The sequence below is a fragment of the Streptomyces sp. PL-29 genome (genome assembly GCF_058344425.1).
In genome coordinates this window covers 2,026,869-2,043,332 of record NZ_CP136996.1, presented here as the reverse complement: position 1 = coordinate 2,043,332, position 16,464 = coordinate 2,026,869, and the positions used below count along the sequence as shown (strand labels likewise).

The following is a 16,464-nucleotide window of genomic DNA, read 5'->3' as shown; positions in this document are numbered from 1 at the left end:
TGGCCGGGGGGCCGCACCCCCTGTGCCGTGCCGTACTGAAGGAGAACCACCGTGCTCGTGCTGCTGCCGCCCTCCGAGGGAAAGGCCGCCGGAGGCTCCGGCGCACCGCTGGAGCCGCAGGAGCTGTCGCTGCCGGGTCTGGCGCAGGCCCGGGCGGCGGTGCTGGCGGAGCTCGTCGACCTGTGCTCGGGCGACGAGCTGAAGGCCCGTGAGGTGCTGGGCCTGAGCGAGGGCCTGCGGGGCGAGGTCGCGAAGAACGCGGAGCTGCGCTCGGCGGCGGCCCGCCCGGCGGGGGAGGTCTACACCGGCGTGCTCTACGACGCGCTGGGCCTGGCCGACCTGCCGGCGCCGGCGCGGGCGATGGCCGAGGACACGCTGCTCGTCTTCTCCGGGCTGTGGGGCGCGGTGCGCGTCACCGACCGCATCCCCTCCTACCGCTGCTCGATGGGCGTGAAGCTCCCGGGGCTGGGGGCGCTCGGCGCGTACTGGCGCGCGCCGATGGCGGCGGTGCTGCCCGCCGCCGCCGGGGACGGGCTCGTACTGGACCTTCGTTCGGCGGCGTACGCGACGGCGTGGAAGCCCAGGGGCGAGGTCGCGGGTCGGACCGCGACGGTGCGGGTGCTGCACGCGCAGACGGTCGACGGCGTGGAGAAGCGGTCCGTGGTGAGCCACTTCAACAAGGCCACGAAGGGCCGGCTGGTCCGGGACCTGCTGGTGGCGGGTGCCGTGCCCGGTTCGCCCGCCGAGTTGGTGACGGCCCTGCGGGACCTGGGGTACGTCGTCGAGGCGGAAGCCCCCGCGAAGGCGGGCCGGGCCTGGTCCCTCGACGTGGTCGTGACGCAGATCCACCACTGACGTGCGGCGGCCGATGCCGCTCCTCAGCGGCCGAGCGGCCAGGCCACCGTCGCCGGCGTGCGGTCGGAGGTGTCGGCGTACGCGGCGCAGGCGTCCGTCAGGGTCTCCAGGAGGGTCAGCGGGTCCGGGAGGGGGTGTTCCATGCCGCGGATCCAGCTCACCGCATGGTCGCCGGGGAGGGCCGCCGGCGGGACCAGGACGTAGCTGCCGCGGCAGTGCCAGCGCAGGCCCGGGTGCTCGTCCATGGTCTCGGGGTGGCAGTCCAGCGCGCACGGCCACCACTCGTCTTCGTCCTCGGGGGTGCCGCGGGTGGCGGTGAAGAAGAGCATCCGGGCCTGGTCGCCGGTGCCGCCCGATTCGGCGACGGGGCCGACCTTGACGCCGGCCTCCAGGAGCCGTGCCAGGGCGGCGGCGCCGGCTTCCAGCGGGACGTCGAGCACGTCGTGGACCATGCCGGTCGCGGTGATGAAGTTGGCCTCGGGCTGGTTGCGAGCCCACCGCTCGATCTGCGCGCGGTCGGTGGTCGACTGGGTCTGCCAGGCGAAGGAGACCGGATGCCGTGCCGGGGTCGGACAGCCGATGCGGTCGCACGAGCACCGGTATTCGGCGGGATGGGCCGCGGGGGCAAGGGGAAGACCGGCGGCGGCAACGGCCACGAGGAGCGCCTCGCGGTCCCGTGCGGGGTCCTCGGCGGTGGGTTTCTGCCGCCGGCGCAGCCATTGGGAAATCCTGCTCTGCTCGCCGCGTTTGACGCGGCCGGACTCAGACCCCATCGATCCCCTCACCTCACCGTTACCCCGGCAGACCTTCACATGGTCCCACCATCCTGCGCCCAGGGTGACCGCTCTTCGAGACCGGGGGGCCGTGGACGGGTGACCGCGAATACCTGCATACCGGCAGAATCAGTGCAAACATGCCCGGGTGAACGCAGGGGGTCGGGCGTCTAGCGGGCGGTGACGTTTGCCACCCCGCCGAGCACCCGGTCCACCAGCGCGTCGGTGTACGCGTGCGTGAGCGGCGCGGTGCGCATCAACCAGCGGTAGGTCAGCGGCCCCACCAGCATCTCGACCGTGAGCCGCAGATCGGTGTCCGGCGCGAGCTGGCCGGCCTCGCGGGCCGTGCGCAACCGGGCCTCGTAGAGGGCGAGCTGGGGCTCCAGGAGCTGCTCGGTGAACCGGGCGCCGAGCTCGGGGTCGCTGGCGCCGGCCGCCGTCAGGGCGCGCACGGGGGCCTCGTACTTCTCGTCGTTGAACTCGTCGACCGTCGCCCGCATCACGTGCTTCAGGTCGGCGGCGAGGTCCCCGGTGTCGGGGAAGCCGGTCCACCCGGCGTCCGTCTCCGCGTCCCCGGCGAGGGCGAGGGAGGCCTCCAGGAGGACGGCGGCCTTCGAGGGCCACCACCGGTAGATGGTCTGCTTGCCGACGCCGGCCCGGGCGGCGATGGCCTCGATGGTCAGCTTGTTGTAGCCGACCTCCCCGACCAGGGCGAGCGCGGCATCGAGGATGGCGCGCCGGGAGCGGTCGCTGCGGCGCGCGGCGTCAGGGGTCTTGGGCATGCCCCGAAGCTATCAAGCGAGACGTCTCGTCTCTTCGTCTCTCCGGCTCTCATCGTTTCGGTAAACCACCCCATCGGTCCACTGCGCCGTCCCGGTCGAGGAGGCACGATTCTCTCCAGCACTCGTCCCGAGTCGTGAAAGTCGTGAGGAGCCTTCTTTGCGCAGAGACGCCACACCCCGGCGCTACCTGATGTGCCCACCTGCACACTTCAAGGTCACGTACTCCATCAATCCGTGGATGGATCCCACGAAACCGGTGGACCTCCCCCTCGCCCTGACCCAGTGGGAGGACCTCAGGGACCGCTACTTGTCCCTCGGCCACGCCGTGGAGACGCTCGTACCCGATCCCGCGCTGCCCGACATGGTGTTCGCGGCGAACGGGGCCCTGGTGGTCGACGGCCGGGTCCTCGGGGCCCGGTTCGCCCACCGGGAAAGGGGCCCCGAGGCCGACATCCACCTCGACTGGTTCCGCGGACACGGATACCGGGACATCCACGAGCCCGCCCACGTCAACGAGGGCGAGGGCGACTTCGCCGTCACGGCGAGCTTCATCCTCGCCGGGCGCGGCTTCCGATCCAGCCCGCTCTCGCATGACGAGGCCCAGGAGTTCTTCGGCCGCCCCGTCATCGGCCTCGACCTGGTGGACCCGCGCTACTACCACCTCGACACGGCGCTCAGCGTCCTCGACGGCGACGAGGTCATGTACTACCCGGAGGCCTTCTCGCCCGGCAGCAGGGGCGTGCTCCGCAGGCTCTTCCCCGACGCGCTGATCGCCGACGGCAGGGACGCGGCCGCCCTCGGCCTGAACGCGGTGTCCGACGGCCGGCACGTCCTGCTCCCGCAGGCGGCCACCGGGCTGTTCGGCCCGCTGCGCGACCGGGGCTTCGAGCCGATCCCGATGGACCTGGGAGAGCTGCTCAAGGGCGGCGGCAGCGTGAAGTGCTGCACCCAGGAGCTGCGCCCGTAGGACCAGGCACTGCCTAGTCCGCCGAGGGCGGCGGCCAGGCCCGGCCCCAGTCGGCGTCCCGTGCGGCCCTGTAGAGGTCGCCGTGGCGCTTGGTCACGTTGACCCGGGTCAGGCCCGCGCCGTCGCCCTCCTCGGGGCCGCACAGCTCCAACAGCACCAGCCCCTTGCGGATCTGCGGCCTGCGCGTGATCCGGAAGGCGGCCGGCTCCACGGGGAAGCGGGTCGCGGCGACGTAGCTGAACTTCTCGTCCTCGTACGGGAGCGAGCCGACCTTGACCTGGCGGTGCAGGGAGGAGCGGCTGACCCGCGCCGAGAAGTGGCACCAGTCCTTGCCCACCTCGATGGGACAGGTCCCGTCGTGCGGGCAGGGGGCGGCCACCTTCAGCCCGGCCGCGATCAGCTGGTCGCGGGCCTCGCGGATGCGCAGGTACCCCTCGGGCGTGCCCGGCTCGATCAGCACCACGGCCCGGCCGGCCCGCGCCGCCTCGGCGACGACGGCCGTGCGGGCCTGCCCGGTCAGCTCGCCGAGCACGTACGACACCGTCACCAGGTCGGCGTCGGGGACCGACAGCCCTGAGCCGATGACGGCCCGCCGCCACTCGGCGCCGCGCAGCACGGGCGAGCCGGAGGCCGCCGCCAGCTCCCGGCCGAGGGCCAGGGCCGGCTCGGCCCAGTCCAGCACGGTGGTGCGCCGCGGGCCGTCCCAGGTGGCGTCCACCGCCCAGGCCGCCGCCCCCGTACCGCCGCCGATGTCCACGTGCGAGGCGGGCGCCCAGCCGGGTGCCGCCGCGGCCAGCCCGTGCAGGGCGGCCCGTACGGCCTCGAAGGTGGCGGGCATGCGGTAGGCCGCGTACGCCGCGACGTCCGAGCGGTCGCGTAGTACGGGCGCGTCCGTGGGGGTCCGCCCCCGGTAGTTGGCGATGAGCCGCTCGACGGCGGCGGAGGCCTGCTTGGGCGGGAGCCCGTCGAGCAGCCCGCCGAGCGTGCTGCGGAGGGACTCGGCGGTGGTGGGGGCGGAGGCGTTCACCTGCCGAGTTTACGGCGGTCCGGGGCCGGGACCGCCCTCGGGGCCCGGCCCCGGATCGGGCCGCCCGGTTCAGTCCCCGGCCGGGGCGGGCGCGGTCTGCTCGTCCCGCTGCCGCCAGGGCCGGCACAGGGCCAGGAAACAGCTGACCGACACCAGCGCGCACACCAGCTGCACCAGTGCCATCGGAACCGCGGTGCCCTCGCCCGCGATGCCGACCAGCGGCGAGGCGATCGCGCCGACCAGGAAGGACGAGGTGCCGAGCAGCGCGGAGGCCGATCCCGCCGCGTGCGGGGTCCGCATCAGCGCCTGCGCGTTGGTGTTCGGCAGCACGATGCCCATCGCCGACATCAGCACGAACAGTGCGGCGGCGACGGGGGTCAGCCCGACCTCGCCGACGGCGCCCGTCGTCATCAGCAGCAGGGACACCGCGCAGGCCGTGACGACCGCGAGCCCGACGGCCAGCACCTTGTCCAGGCGGACCCGGCCGACCAGCAGCTTGCCGTTGATCTGGCCGACGAGGATCAAGCCGACCGAGTTCAGGCCGAAGAGCAGGGAGAAGGTCTGGGGCGAGGCCCCGTAGATCTCCTGCACCACGAAGGGGGAGGCGGAGATGTAGGAGAAGAGGACGGCGAAGGCGAAGCCGCCGGTCAGGGTGTAGCCGGTGAAGACCCGGTCGCCGAGCAGCCCGCGCATGGTCCGCAGCGCCGAGCCGACACCGCCGGTGTGCCGCAGCGCGGGCGGCAGGGTCTCGCCGAGGCCGCGCCAGACCATCAGGGTGAGGACCGCGCCGACGCCGGTGAGGACGAGGAAGACCCCCCGCCAGTCGGCGAAGCGCAGCACCTGGCCTCCTATGAGGGGCGCGACGATCGGGGCGGCCCCGGATATGAGCATCAGCGTGGAGAAGAAGCGGGCCATCTCGTCGCCGTCGTACAGGTCGCGCACGACGGCACGCGCGATGACGACGCCGGCGGACCCGGCCAGCCCCTGGAGCAGCCGGAAGGAGATCAGCAGCTCGGCGGTCGGGGCGAGGGCGCAGATCGCGGTGGCCAGGACGTAGACGACCATGCCGGCGAGCAGCGGCCGGCGGCGGCCCCACCGGTCGCTCATCGGGCCGATGACGAGCTGGCCGAGGGCCATGCCGGCGAGGCACGCGGTGAGGGTCAGCTGGATCGTCGCGGCAGGGCTGCGGAGGGCGTCGGTGACCTGCGGCAGGGCCGGCAGGTACATGTCCATGGACAGCGGCGGGAGGGCGGTCAGACCACCGAGTACGAAGGTGACGAGCAGGCTCGTGCGGCGGGCGCGCGCCAGGGACGCGGGTGCGGAGCGGGCGGAGGGCGAATCGGGCGACGAATCGTGCGAGGGTGCCGCCGCGGGGCCTCTCTCCGACATGCGGAACTCCAGTCTTCTCATCTGCTCTTATGCACCCCTGACCGACCCATGTTCTCAGCAATCGGAACGTCCCGGGACCTGGGCGTGCTGTGACGTACCCTGCGGCCCCATGGACGAACCTACGAAGAAGACCGCCGTGGTGACCGGTGCCGGCTCCGGGATCGGGCGTTCCGTGGCGCTGGCCCTGGCCGCGGCGGGATGGGCCGTGGCCCTGGCCGGCCGCCGGGTCGGACCGCTGGAGGAGACCGCCGCCGCGGCCGGGGCGGCGGCCGACGTCCTGTGCGTGCCGGCCGACGTCAGCGACCCGGACGACGTCACTCGGCTGTTCGAGTCAGTGCGGGCCCGGTACGGGCGCCTCGACCTGCTCTTCAACAACGCGGGCACCTTCGGCCCCGGCGGCGTTCCGCTGGAGGACATCACCTACGACGCCTGGCGCTCGGTCGTCGACGTCAACCTGACCGGTGCCTTCCTGTGCGCGCAGGCCGCCTTCCGGCAGATGAAGGGGCAGGATCCGCAGGGCGGACGCATCATCAACAACGGCTCCATCTCCGCCCACGTGCCCCGCCCGAACTCGATCGCCTACACCGCGACCAAGCACGCGATGACCGGCCTGACGAAGTCCCTGTCGCTCGACGGGCGGCCGTACCGCATCGCCTGCGGTCAGATCGACATCGGCAACGCGGCGACCGAGATGACCGAGCGGATGCAGACCGGCATCCTCCAGGCCAACGGGCAGCTGGCCGTCGAGCCGGTCATGGACGCCGCCGACGTCGCCCGTACGGTCCGGCACATGGCCGAGCTCCCGCTGGAGGCGAACGTGCAGTTCGCGACGGTGATGGCCACCTCCATGCCGTACATCGGCCGCGGCTGAGCCGCCGGCCCGCCCGGCGCCCGTTGCCACGGCGCACCGACGGCGCCGATCATGACCGCATGACCGATACCGAGGTACTGCGCTACACCGCGTTCTCCGGCGACCCGGACGGCGGCAACCCCGCCGGGGTCGTGCTCGACGCCTCCGGGCTGGACGAGGACGCGATGCTGGAGATCGCCGCCGGGCTGGGCTACAGCGAGACGGCCTTCCTCACCGCCCCGCCCGAGGGGCTCGGCGGCCGGGAGGGCCGCTCCTTCACCGTGCGCTACTTCAGCCCGAAGGCGGAGGTTCCCTTCTGCGGCCACGCCACCGTCGCCACGGCCGTAGCGCTGGCGGAGCGGACCGGCCCCGGCGAACTGCTCCTCGCCACCCGCGCGGGAACCGTCCCGGTGTCCGTCACCGCCGAGGACGGCCGCCTGCGGGCCACGCTGACCAGCGTCGAGCCGCACACCGAGGAGATCGGAGCCGCCGACCTCGCCGAGGCACTCGCCGCGCTGGCCTGGCCGCGGGCCGACCTCGACCCGGCGTTCCCGCCGCGGATCGCCTACGCCGGAGCCCGCCACCTGGTGCTCGGCGCCGCCACCCGGGCCCGGCTCGCGGACCTCGACTACGACTTCGCCCGGCTGGAGGCGCTGATGCGGCGCCTGGACCTCACCACGGTCCAACTGGTGCACCGGACGGGTCCGCGGGAGTTCCACGTGCGCGACCCCTTCCCGGTCGGCGGCGTGGTCGAGGACCCGGCGACCGGGGCCGCGGCGGCCGCCTTCGGCGCCTACGCCCGAGAGCTCGGCCTCGTCCCGCAGGACGCCGTGCTGACCCTGCACCAGGGCGCGGACATGGGCCGCCCCGGAGTGCTCACGGTCGAACTGCGCGAAGGCGAGCGCCGCGTCCGCGTGGGCGGCACAGCGGTCCGCATCCCGTGAGCACGGCTCTGCGGGTGCTGGGGTTCGCCGAGCCGGACGTGCCCGGACGGCTGGCCCGCCAGGTGGCCGACCTGGAAGCAGAGGCCTGGCCCGGCTCCACCCCGGGGCACGACCCGGCGCTGGCGCCGCGCACCCTCCTCGTCGACGACGAGGGGACGGTGGCCGCCGCGCTGGCGCTGCTGTACAAGGGGATCCCGCTCGCCGGCCGCACGTACCGGGCGGCCGGCCTCAGCTCCGTCGTGACCCGGAGCACGCGGCGCGGACAGGGGCTCGGCGGGCGGCTGGTGTCGGCCGCCCGCGCGGAACTCGCCGCGGACCCGGCCGTGGACCTGGCGCTGTTCAGCTGCGACCGGGCCCTCGCGCCGTTCTACGAGGCGGCCGGCTTCGCAGCGCTGCCCGGCACGGTCCTCGTGGGCGGCACCCCCGAGGACCCGCTGGCCACCGACGCCGCGGGCTTCGACAAGGTGGTGATGGCGGCGTTCTTCACCGGCGCCCCGGCCGCGGACCGAGCGGCCTTCACCGCCGTGCGCGTCCCGCTCCACCCCGGGGGCGTCGACCGGCTCTGGTGACCCGTCAGCCGGCGGGCTCGCTGCCCGAGGGGGCGGAGGCCCGGGGCGGGGTGCCCGCCGGGCCGCCGCGCCCGCGCTCGGCGAAGAACAGGACCAGCACGGGGACCAGGTACAGCGCCCACACCGTCAGCTGGAGGACGGTCGGGTCCGGCTGGAAGTTGAAGACGCCCTTGAGCAGCGTCCCGTACCAGCTGTCCGGCGGGACGGCCGTGCTGACGTCGAAGGCCCTGTCGTTCAGACCGCCCAGGAAGCGGGCCTCCTGGAGGTCGTGGACGCCGTACGCGAGCACGCCGGCCGCCACCACCACCAGCATCGCGCCGGTCCACCGGAAGAACTTCGCCAGGTTGATCCGCAGGGCGCCCCGGTAGAAGAGGTACCCCAGCACGATCGCAGTCGCGATGCCCAGCAGCACCCCGATCAGCGGAGCCGAGGAGCCCTCGCCGCTGGCCCGTACCGACGCCCACACGAACAGGGCGGTCTCCAGGCCCTCCCGGCCGACCGCCAGGAAGGCCGTCGCGACGAGTGCGCCGGTGCCCATGGCGAGCGCGGTGTCGAGCTTGCCGTGCAGCTCGGCCTTCAGGTGCCGCGCGGTGCGCTTCATCCAGAAGACCATCCACGTCACCAGCCCCACCGAGATGATCGACAGGCTGCCGCCCAGCAGCTCCTGTGCCTCGAAGGTCAGCTCCTGGGAGCCGAATTCGAGCAGGGCGCCGAAGGCGAGCGAGAGCGCGCAGGCGATCCCGATGCCGAGCCACACGGGACGCAGGGCGTCCCGGCGGCCGGTCTTGACGAGGTACGCGACCAGGATGCAGACGACCAGGCTGGCCTCCAGCCCCTCGCGCAGGCCGATCAGATAGTTGCCGAACACGGCGGTTCTTCCTCTCCGGCGGGGACTCAGGCGAACAGCGCCCGACCCCACCAGTCGTCCTTGTCACGGACGCCCGGCGGGACGGCGAAGACGGCCGAACCCACGTGCTGGATGTATTCGTTGAGAACGTCGGACTTCGCCAGGTTGCGCTGGATCGGGACGAAGCCCGTGCGCACGTCGCGCTGGTAGGCCAGGAAGAACAGGCCCGCGTCGAGGCGGCCCAGGCCGTCCGTGCCGTCGGTGAAGGAGTAGCCGCGCCGCAGGATCGTCGCACCGTTGTTGGAGTCGGGGTGCGCGAGACGGACGTGGGAGTCCGGCTTCATCGCCTTCAGGAAGGGCTCGTCGCGTTCCCTGGACTTGCCCACGGGGGCTCCCTCGCCCTTGTCGCGGCCGAAGATGTCCTCCTGCTCCTGGAGCGGGGTCCGGTCCCAGGTCTCGATGTTCATCCGGATCCGGCGCGCCACCAGGTACGAGCCGCCCGTCAGCCAGTCGCTGCCGTCGCCCGCGCCGACCCACACGTGCCGGTCCAGGGCGGCCTGGTCGGTGCCCGAGACGTTTCGTGTGCCGTCCTTGAAGCCCATCATGTTGCGCGGGGTCTGCTCGTCGGGCGTCGTCGAGGACGTCTTGCCGAAGCCGAGCTGCGACCAGCGGACCGCGACCCGACCGAAGCCGATCCGGGCCAGCTGGCGGATGGCGTGCACCGCGACCTGCGGATCGTCGGCACACGCCTGGACACAGAGGTCGCCGCCGGAGCGGGCCGGGTCCAGGTTGTCGCCGGGGAACAGCTCCAGGTCCACCAGGGCCTCGGGGCGCCGGCCCTCCAGCCCGAACCGGTCCTTGGCGAACAGGCCCGGACCGAAGCCGACGGTCAGGGTGAGCCGGGAGGGCTTCAGGCCGAGGGCCTCGCCGGTGTCGGTCGGCGGCGCCTCCGGCCGGCCCTCGTGCACGTCGCCGACCGGCAGGCCCGCCGTCATCAGACGGGCCGCGGCCGTCCACTCCTTGAGGAGTGCGACCAGCTCCGCGCGGTCCTTCGTCTTCACGTCGAAGGCCGCGAAGTGCAGGCGGTCCTGCACGGCGCTCGCGATCCCGGCCTGGTGCTCGCCGTGGAAGGGCACGGCCGCGCCGGCGGCCGACGCCGACACCATGTCGGTGCCGCCGCCGAAGGCCGCGGCGGCACCGCCGGCCGCGGCGGCACCGAGCGCGAGCCCGGCACCACCCCAGCCGAGTACCGCGCGACGGGAGGGCGCGGCCCCCGCTGCCGCCGAAGAGGCGTCGCCGTCGTGCTGCGGCTGCCCGGCGGCCGCTTGAGACTCGGTCATCGTCTACTCCCGTCCGGTTCCGTTCCCGCTACTTCGCGACCGCGGCGGCGAGCTTGGACAGCGGCTCGGCGAGCGCGTTGACGCCGTCCGAGAGCTCCTTGCGCTCCGCCTCGCCGACCTTGTCGTACGAGGTGAACTCGTAGGAGGTCTGGTCGGCGCGGTACTTGTCCAGAAGGGTGTTCAGGGCCGCGAACTGGGTGTCGAGCTGCTTGGACAGCTCCGGGTCGTTCTTCTCGGCGATCGGCTTGAGCAGCTCGTACGCCTTCTGCGCGCCCTCGACGTTGGCCTTGAAGTCGACCAGGTCGGTGTGGGAGTAGCGCTCCTCCTCGCCGGTGACCTTGCCGGTGGCGACCTCGTCGAGGAGCTCCTTGGCGCCGTTGGCGATCGAGGTGGGCGTGATCTCCGCCTCGCCGACCTTCTTCCGCCACTCGTTCAGGTCCGCGATCAGGGTGTCGGCGAGCTTCTTGTCGTTGTCGTCGATCTTGTTCTCGGCCCACAGGGACTTCTCCAGGCGGTGCCAGCCCGTCCAGTCCTTCGCCGGGTCCTGGCCGGCCTCCAGGCCGTCCTCGCGGACGTCGACCTTCGGGTCGATGTCGCCGAAGGACTCCGCGACCGGCTCGGTGCGCTCCCAGCCGATGCGGGAGGGGGCGTAGGCCTTCTTGGCGGCCTCGACATCGCCGGCCTTGACCGCGTCCACGAAGGCCTGTGCCTTGGGGAGGGTCTCCTCGGCCTGTGCGACGACGTACGCGCGGTACGCGGTGACGGCGGCGTCCGCCTCCGGGCTGCGCTTCTCCGCGGCACCCTGGGCGCCGGTCGCCTTGACCTTCTGGGCGATGCCGTCGCCCTTCATGCCGGGCTTGCAGACGATCTCGTAGTCGCCCGCCTTGATCTCGGCGGTGATGGACGCCTTGGTGCCCGGGCCGATGTTCTCGCGCTCGGTGACGATGCGGGCGTCCGGGAAGAGGACGTAGACCTCGGTGACCTTGGAGCCCTTGTTCTCGACGTCGATCTGTACCTTGCCGGCCGGGAACTCCGTCTTCGACACCTCGCAGGCGCTGTCGGAGGCCGCCACGCGGATCGCGTCGCCGCCCCCGGTGCTCTTCTGGGAGCAGCCGGTGGCGACGGTCAGGGCGGCCGCCACGGAGGCGGCGGCGACGGTGAGGCGGGCGGGGCGCATAGGGGGCTCCTGGGCGTCGGGCGAGGGCCGTCCCAAGGGGGGAGAGGCCAGTGAGGCGGACCTAACTTAACCGAGCCTTACTTCACCTATGAACCCGCGTGCAGTGATTCAGATCTCACGTTTCGGCCAGGGAAACGAGGCCGTCACGGACGTCCCACGGCAGACCCATGACAGGGTCAAGCGGAGGTCAAGAGGGCAGACCGTCCGGTATGCCGCCGGGCTCCGCGGCCCGTACGGGGACCACCAGCGGCGCTCCCGTGCGCGGGTGCCGGAGCACCTCTACGGGCTGCCGGTAGACCCGGCTGAGGAGGGTGGGCTCGAACACCTCGGCGGGCGGGCCGTGCGCGGCGATCCGCCCGTCGTGCAGCACGGCGGCCCGGTCCGCGTAGGCGGCGGCCAGTCCCAGGTCGTGCAGGACGACGACGACCGCGTCACCGGCCCGGGCCCGCTCCCGGCAGACGCGCAGGACGAGTTCCTGGTGGCGCAGGTCGAGGGCGGCGGTGGGCTCGTCGAGCAGCAGCAGCGGGGTCCGCTGGGCCAGTACGCGGGCCAGCGCGACCCGGGCCCGCTCGCCGCCGGAGAGCGCGGAGAACGGGCGCGCGGCGAACGCGGTCACCTCGGCCGCGGCCATCGCGGTGACGACGGCTTCCTCGTCCGCCGCGGCGAAGGGGGTGCCGGCCCAGGGGGCGCGTCCCATCCGCACGACGTCCTCCACTGGGAAGGGGAAGGACAGTGTGGCGGACTGGGGCAGGACCGAGCGGCGCAGTGCGAGGTCCGGGGCGCTCCAGCCGCCCGCCGGGCGGCCGTCGATGCGGACTTCGCCGGAGGAGGCCTGCAGGTCGGCGGCGAGGGCGCCGAGGAGGGTGGACTTGCCCGCGCCGTTGGGGCCGATGAGGGCGAGTACCTCCCCGGACCGGGCGGACAGCCCGATGCCGGCGAGCACCTCCCGCCCGCCGAGCCGGACGTGCAGGTCCACGGCTTCGGCGAGCACCGCACCCAGCGGCGGCCGGGCCGGGACGGCGCGGCGGCCGCGCGCGAACAGGCGGGCCAGCGGGCCCGGCCTGGTGGCGGTGGTGTCCTCGGTGACGGTGGTGCGGGTCACGCCCAGCCTCCTTGTCTGCGGCGGGTGCGGCGCAGTAGCCAGAAGAAGAACGGGCTGCCGATCAGGGCGGTCAGTACCCCGAGCGGTAGCTCGGCGGGCTGGGCGAGGGTCCGGGCGGCGAGGTCGCCCGCGACCAGGACCACGGCGCCGGCCAGGGCGCTGCCCGGGATCAGGAAGCGGTGGCCGGGGCCGTTGGCCATGCGCAGCAGGTGCGGGACGAGCAGGCCGATGAAGGTGATGACGCCGGCGACGGCCACGGCGGCCGCGGTGAGCAGGGCGACGACCAGGATGAGGGCCAGGCGCAGCCGTTCGACGTCGATGCCGAGGTGGCGGGCGGGCCGTTCGCCGAGCGAGAGCAGATCGAGCCGGCGGGCGTAGCAGGGGGCGATGAGCAGGCCGGCGAGGGCACAGGGCAGGACCGCGAGCACCTTGGGCCAGGTGGCCTGGGCGAGGGAGCCGAGCTGCCAGAAGGTGATCTGGTTGACCTGGCCGCTGTCCGCGAAGAACACGAACAGGCCGATGAGGGCGCCGGCGAAGGCGTTGACCGCGATGCCGGTGAGGATGAGCGTGACGACCTCCGTCTTCCCGCCGCTGCGGGAGAGGAGGTAGACAGCGCTGACGGTGGCCAGGCCCGAGCCGAACGCGCAGACGGTGACGGTCCAGTTGCCGAGGAAACCCAGGCCGAGGGCGATGGCGGCGACCGCGCCGACGGCGGCGCCCGCCGAGATGCCGATGACGCCGGGCTCGGCGAGCGGGTTGCCGAAGACGCCCTGCATGAGCGCGCCCGCGCAGCCGAGGCCGGCGCCGACGAGCAGCGCGAGCACGATCCGGGGGAGGCGGACGTTCCACAGCACGCTTTCGGCGACCCGGTCGAGCGGTGCTCCGCCGAGGCCCAGGCGGTGCTGGGCGGAGGCGAGCACGTCCGCGGTGGGGATGCGGTAGGCGCCGGTTCCGGCGGAGATCAGGGCGAGGAGGAACAGGGTGGCGACGAGGGCGGCGGTGAGGAGCAGGGCCCGTCGGCCGCCGCGGCCGCCCGGGCCGCCCGCGCCGGGTTCGGCCGGTTCGGTGCGGGTGGGCGCGCCGGCGGAGTGCCCGGCGGCCTGCGGGGACCGCCCCTGACTGGTGGGTGCCGTCGTGCCGGTGTCGTGGGGGAGCGGCATCTCAGCCCTTGCCGTGGAGCTGGGTGATCAGGGAGGAGAGCACCTGGTCCGTGCGGGGACCGTAGTTGAGGAGGACGCCGTCGTCGACGGTGACCACGCGGCGGTCCATGCCGGCCGGGGTCTGTGCGACGCCCGGGATCTTCACCAGGCCGTCGATGCCGCCGACCGATTCGAGTCCCTTGGCCATGACCAGGATCGCGTCGGGGGCGGCGGCCGCCAGGGCCTCGCTGGTGATCGGGGTGAAGTCCTTGCCGAGGCCGGACTCCTTGCCGGTGTCGACCGCCCCGGCCGCCTCCAGGAGGGAGGCCGCGCCGGAATCCGAACCGCCCAGCAGATAGACGGAGGCGGTCCCCCGCAGGTAGAGGAAGGCCACTCGGGGCCGCTTGCCCGCGGCTGTGGGAACGTCCCTGCGGGCGGCGGCGATCCGGTCTGCGGTGCGCCGGTTCAGCTCCGCGCCGGCCTCCGTGACGCCGAGGGCCGCGGCCACGGCGTCGATTCGCTTCGGTACGTCCTCCAGCGCCTTGGCCGGGGCGACCACGAGGACCGGGATCCCGGCGTCGCGGATCTGCTGGACCGCCTCCGCCGGGCCGGTGGTGGTCTCCGCCAGCACCAGGGTGGGGCGCAGCGAGAGCACGCTCTCGGCGGAGACGTCGTGGCCGCGCGTCACCACCGGCAGCCGGGCGGCCTGTTCGAAGGTGGCCGTGACGTCCCGCGCGACGACCTGCCCGCCGAGACCGAGTGTGTGGACGATCTCGTTGAGGCTGCCGGTCAGCGGGATCACCCGCTCCACGGAGGTGACGGTGACCTGTGTGCCGTCGGCGGAGGGCACGGTCGCCGGCAGGGCGGGCCGCGGTGTCGCGGCGAGCGGCTCCACCCGGTCCGCGGCGGTGGCTGCGGCGGGGGTGGACGGGCCCGGGGGAGCGGTCGTACCCCCGCAGCCCGCCAGTGCGAGTGCCAGTGCCAGTGCCGCCACGGCAACTGCGCTACGGGAGAAGCGGTGTGACGGGGGCGTGGGCACGAAGGCACCGTCCTGATCGTCCGACGGAGGTTCTGGGGACCGGGGTGTTTTCATCCGCCCCGGACTTAGCTTAGGTTAGCCTAACCTTGCCCGCCAGACCCTGGAGGGGGCGTCCATGCCCGCGAGACCCGTCCGTACGCTCACCATCGCCCTGTTGGCGGGCCTGTTGGGGGCTCTGCTTCCGGCGACCGCCGCTCGCGCGGGCACCGTGCAGGGGGGTCGGCTCGACTGGGGCATCAAGTCGTCCTTCCAGAGTTATGTCACCGGCCCGGTGGCGAAAGGCGGTTTCACGCTGAAGGGCGGCGCCGCCACGGTCGGCGGGAGCCTGTTCCGCTTCCACTCGGCGACCGGCTCGTACGACCCCGGCACGGGCGCGTTCGAAGCCTCGTACTCCGGCGGGGTGGCCTTCCAGGGCCACCGGAGGCCCGACGGTGTGCACGAGCTGGACCTGACCGTCGGCAACCCCACCGTCAGGATCGGCGGCGGCAGCGGGACGCTGTACGCGGACGTGACCAGCAGGGCCAAGGACACCGGCGCGGTCAGCAGCCACCGTCAGGTGCCCTTCGCGACGCTCGGCGTCGGCGGGATCGACATGAAGGGCGGCACCACCCCGCTGACCCTCGCGAACATCCCGGTCACCCTGACCCCCCAGGGCGCCCAGGCGTTCGCCGGCTACTACCAGGCCGGCGCGCGGCTCGACCCCCTCTCGCTCTCCGCCGACGTGAGGACGGCCCCGGCGGCGGAGCCCCCGCAGCAGCCGTCCGCGCAGCCGGGCGCCACGGTCCGGGCGCCGCGGGCGCCGGGTGCCTTCGCCGACGCCGCCGTCGACTGGGGGGTGCGGCGTACCTTCCGCGAGTACGTCACCGGTGCGGTCGGCCAAGGCGGGTGGACCCTGGCCGAGGGGGCCCGGGACGGCGGCGCGCTGTTCCGCTTCCCGCAGGGCAAGGGCACCTATGACGGCCGGAACGGCACCCTTGACGCGGCCTTCGCCGGCACGGTGCGGTTCACCGGAGCCCACCTGGACCTGACGTTCGGCACCGTGGTCGTGAAGGTGGAGAACGGCAGGGGCGTGCTGTCCGCGGACGTCACCACGGCGGGGGCGACGCAGAACGCCGTCCCGCTGGTCGAGTTCGACGCCGCGGCCCTGAAGGCCGAGGGTGCGCTGGTCACTCTGACCGAGGCCCCGGCCACCCTCACCGAGGGCGGCTCCCGGGCCTTCAACTCCATGTACAAGGCCGGTACGGAGATGGATCCGGTCTCGCTGGCCGTCGCCCTCGACGCCACGGCGCAGCTGCCGGCCCTGCCCGACCTCGGTTCCACGGCCCCGCCCCCGGCGGCTCCCACTCCCGCACCGACGGCCGCCGCCGCCCCTGCCGCGGAGTCGGGGGGATCGTCGAACACCGGGCTCTACGCGGGCCTCGCCGCGGCGGCCCTCCTGTCGGCCGCCGCCGGAGCCTTCCTGGTGGCGCGCAAGCGCCGCGCGGACGCGTCTGCCGCGGCTGCCGCGGCCGCCCCGGCTCCGGCCCAGCCGCCCGCGATGCCGTCGGCCGCCGGGCCGGCAGCGGCTCCGCCCGCCGATGCCGCGCCCGCCGATGCCGCGCCCGGCGACGACGCCCCGTAGCGACCCGCCCCTGACCTCGCCCCGTTTCCCTTCCCTCCCCTTC

General features: G+C 73.7%; 15 protein-coding genes and 1 pseudogene. 6 read left to right on the top strand and 10 right to left on the bottom strand.

Going from position 1 to position 16,464, the window contains the following annotated elements; all coding sequences use genetic code 11:
- Positions 1 to 51: 51 nt before the first annotated feature.
- A complete protein-coding gene (gene yaaA / locus R4Z63_RS09295) occupies positions 52 to 855 on the top strand; it encodes a peroxide stress protein YaaA (protein ID WP_384452418.1) in 804 nt (267 codons plus the stop codon).
- A 23-nt stretch (positions 856 to 878) separates the two neighbouring features.
- Here the strand turns inward: yaaA and R4Z63_RS09290 are convergent, their stop codons facing one another.
- Together R4Z63_RS09290 and R4Z63_RS09285 are read right to left on the bottom strand one after the other, a co-directional pair.
- Complete coding sequence (locus R4Z63_RS09290; protein WP_384452421.1) at positions 879 to 1,628, bottom strand: bifunctional DNA primase/polymerase; 750 nt, start codon at positions 1,626 to 1,628, stop codon at positions 879 to 881.
- Between the two features lie 170 nt (positions 1,629 to 1,798).
- Complete coding sequence (locus tag R4Z63_RS09285; protein ID WP_037927327.1) at positions 1,799 to 2,410, bottom strand: TetR/AcrR family transcriptional regulator; 612 nt, start codon at positions 2,408 to 2,410, stop codon at positions 1,799 to 1,801.
- 139 nt (positions 2,411 to 2,549) lie between these two features.
- On the opposite strand from R4Z63_RS09285, the pseudogene ddaH reads away from it, so the two are divergent.
- A pseudogene (ddaH, locus tag R4Z63_RS09280) lies at positions 2,550 to 3,377 on the top strand (dimethylargininase); the annotation flags it as partial.
- A 13-nt stretch (positions 3,378 to 3,390) separates the two neighbouring features.
- On the opposite strand, the gene R4Z63_RS09275 reads toward ddaH, so the two are convergent.
- The gene (locus R4Z63_RS09275; RefSeq protein ID WP_384452424.1) at positions 3,391 to 4,404 is read right to left on the bottom strand and encodes a small ribosomal subunit Rsm22 family protein; all 1,014 of its coding nucleotides are present in this window, start codon (positions 4,402 to 4,404) and stop codon (positions 3,391 to 3,393) included.
- 69 nt (positions 4,405 to 4,473) lie between these two features.
- Positions 4,474 to 5,793 carry a multidrug effflux MFS transporter gene (locus tag R4Z63_RS09270; RefSeq protein ID WP_384452427.1) on the bottom strand — a complete coding sequence of 440 codons (1,320 nt, stop codon included), beginning with the start codon at positions 5,791 to 5,793 and terminating at the stop codon, positions 4,474 to 4,476.
- A 109-nt stretch (positions 5,794 to 5,902) separates the two neighbouring features.
- Between R4Z63_RS09270 and R4Z63_RS09265 the strand changes: the two genes are divergently transcribed.
- From R4Z63_RS09265 to R4Z63_RS09255, 3 genes are read left to right on the top strand one after another with little or no spacing between them, the layout of a single operon-like run.
- On the top strand, positions 5,903 to 6,664 hold the full coding sequence (locus R4Z63_RS09265) for an SDR family oxidoreductase (protein WP_037927317.1): 762 nt from the start codon (positions 5,903 to 5,905) through the stop codon (positions 6,662 to 6,664).
- Positions 6,665 to 6,723: 59 nt separating this feature from the next.
- The gene (locus R4Z63_RS09260) at positions 6,724 to 7,587 is read left to right on the top strand and encodes a PhzF family phenazine biosynthesis protein (protein WP_384452430.1); all 864 of its coding nucleotides are present in this window, start codon (positions 6,724 to 6,726) and stop codon (positions 7,585 to 7,587) included.
- The gene (locus R4Z63_RS09255; protein ID WP_384452432.1) at positions 7,584 to 8,156 is read left to right on the top strand and encodes a GNAT family N-acetyltransferase; all 573 of its coding nucleotides are present in this window, start codon (positions 7,584 to 7,586) and stop codon (positions 8,154 to 8,156) included. Before R4Z63_RS09260 ends, R4Z63_RS09255 begins: the two co-directional genes overlap by 4 nt.
- A 4-nt stretch (positions 8,157 to 8,160) precedes the next feature.
- On the opposite strand, the gene efeU is transcribed toward R4Z63_RS09255, so the two are convergent.
- The 6 genes from efeU to R4Z63_RS09225 form a co-directional block, all read right to left on the bottom strand.
- Complete coding sequence (gene efeU, locus R4Z63_RS09250; RefSeq protein WP_037927306.1) at positions 8,161 to 9,024, bottom strand: iron uptake transporter permease EfeU; 864 nt, start codon at positions 9,022 to 9,024, stop codon at positions 8,161 to 8,163.
- A gap of 26 nt (positions 9,025 to 9,050) precedes the next feature.
- Positions 9,051 to 10,343: an iron uptake transporter deferrochelatase/peroxidase subunit gene (gene efeB / locus R4Z63_RS09245; RefSeq protein ID WP_384452437.1), complete on the bottom strand. Its 1,293-nt coding sequence runs from the start codon at positions 10,341 to 10,343 to the stop codon at positions 9,051 to 9,053.
- Between the two features lie 28 nt (positions 10,344 to 10,371).
- Positions 10,372 to 11,520 carry an iron uptake system protein EfeO gene (efeO, locus tag R4Z63_RS09240; RefSeq protein ID WP_384452440.1) on the bottom strand — a complete coding sequence of 383 codons (1,149 nt, stop codon included), beginning with the start codon at positions 11,518 to 11,520 and terminating at the stop codon, positions 10,372 to 10,374.
- Positions 11,521 to 11,707: 187 nt separating this feature from the next.
- Positions 11,708 to 12,571 carry a heme ABC transporter ATP-binding protein gene (locus R4Z63_RS09235; RefSeq protein WP_384452475.1) on the bottom strand — a complete coding sequence of 288 codons (864 nt, stop codon included), beginning with the start codon at positions 12,569 to 12,571 and terminating at the stop codon, positions 11,708 to 11,710.
- 47 nt (positions 12,572 to 12,618) lie between these two features.
- Positions 12,619 to 13,782: a FecCD family ABC transporter permease gene (locus R4Z63_RS09230; RefSeq protein ID WP_491522528.1), complete on the bottom strand. Its 1,164-nt coding sequence runs from the start codon at positions 13,780 to 13,782 to the stop codon at positions 12,619 to 12,621.
- A gap of 1 nt (position 13,783) precedes the next feature.
- On the bottom strand, positions 13,784 to 14,800 hold the full coding sequence (locus tag R4Z63_RS09225) for a heme/hemin ABC transporter substrate-binding protein (protein ID WP_384452446.1): 1,017 nt from the start codon (positions 14,798 to 14,800) through the stop codon (positions 13,784 to 13,786).
- 115 nt (positions 14,801 to 14,915) lie between these two features.
- Between R4Z63_RS09225 and R4Z63_RS09220 the strand changes: the two genes are divergently transcribed.
- Positions 14,916 to 16,421, top strand: a complete 1,506-nt coding sequence (locus R4Z63_RS09220) for an HtaA domain-containing protein (protein WP_384452449.1) — start codon at positions 14,916 to 14,918, stop codon at positions 16,419 to 16,421.
- The last annotated feature ends 43 nt before the right edge of the window (positions 16,422 to 16,464 follow it).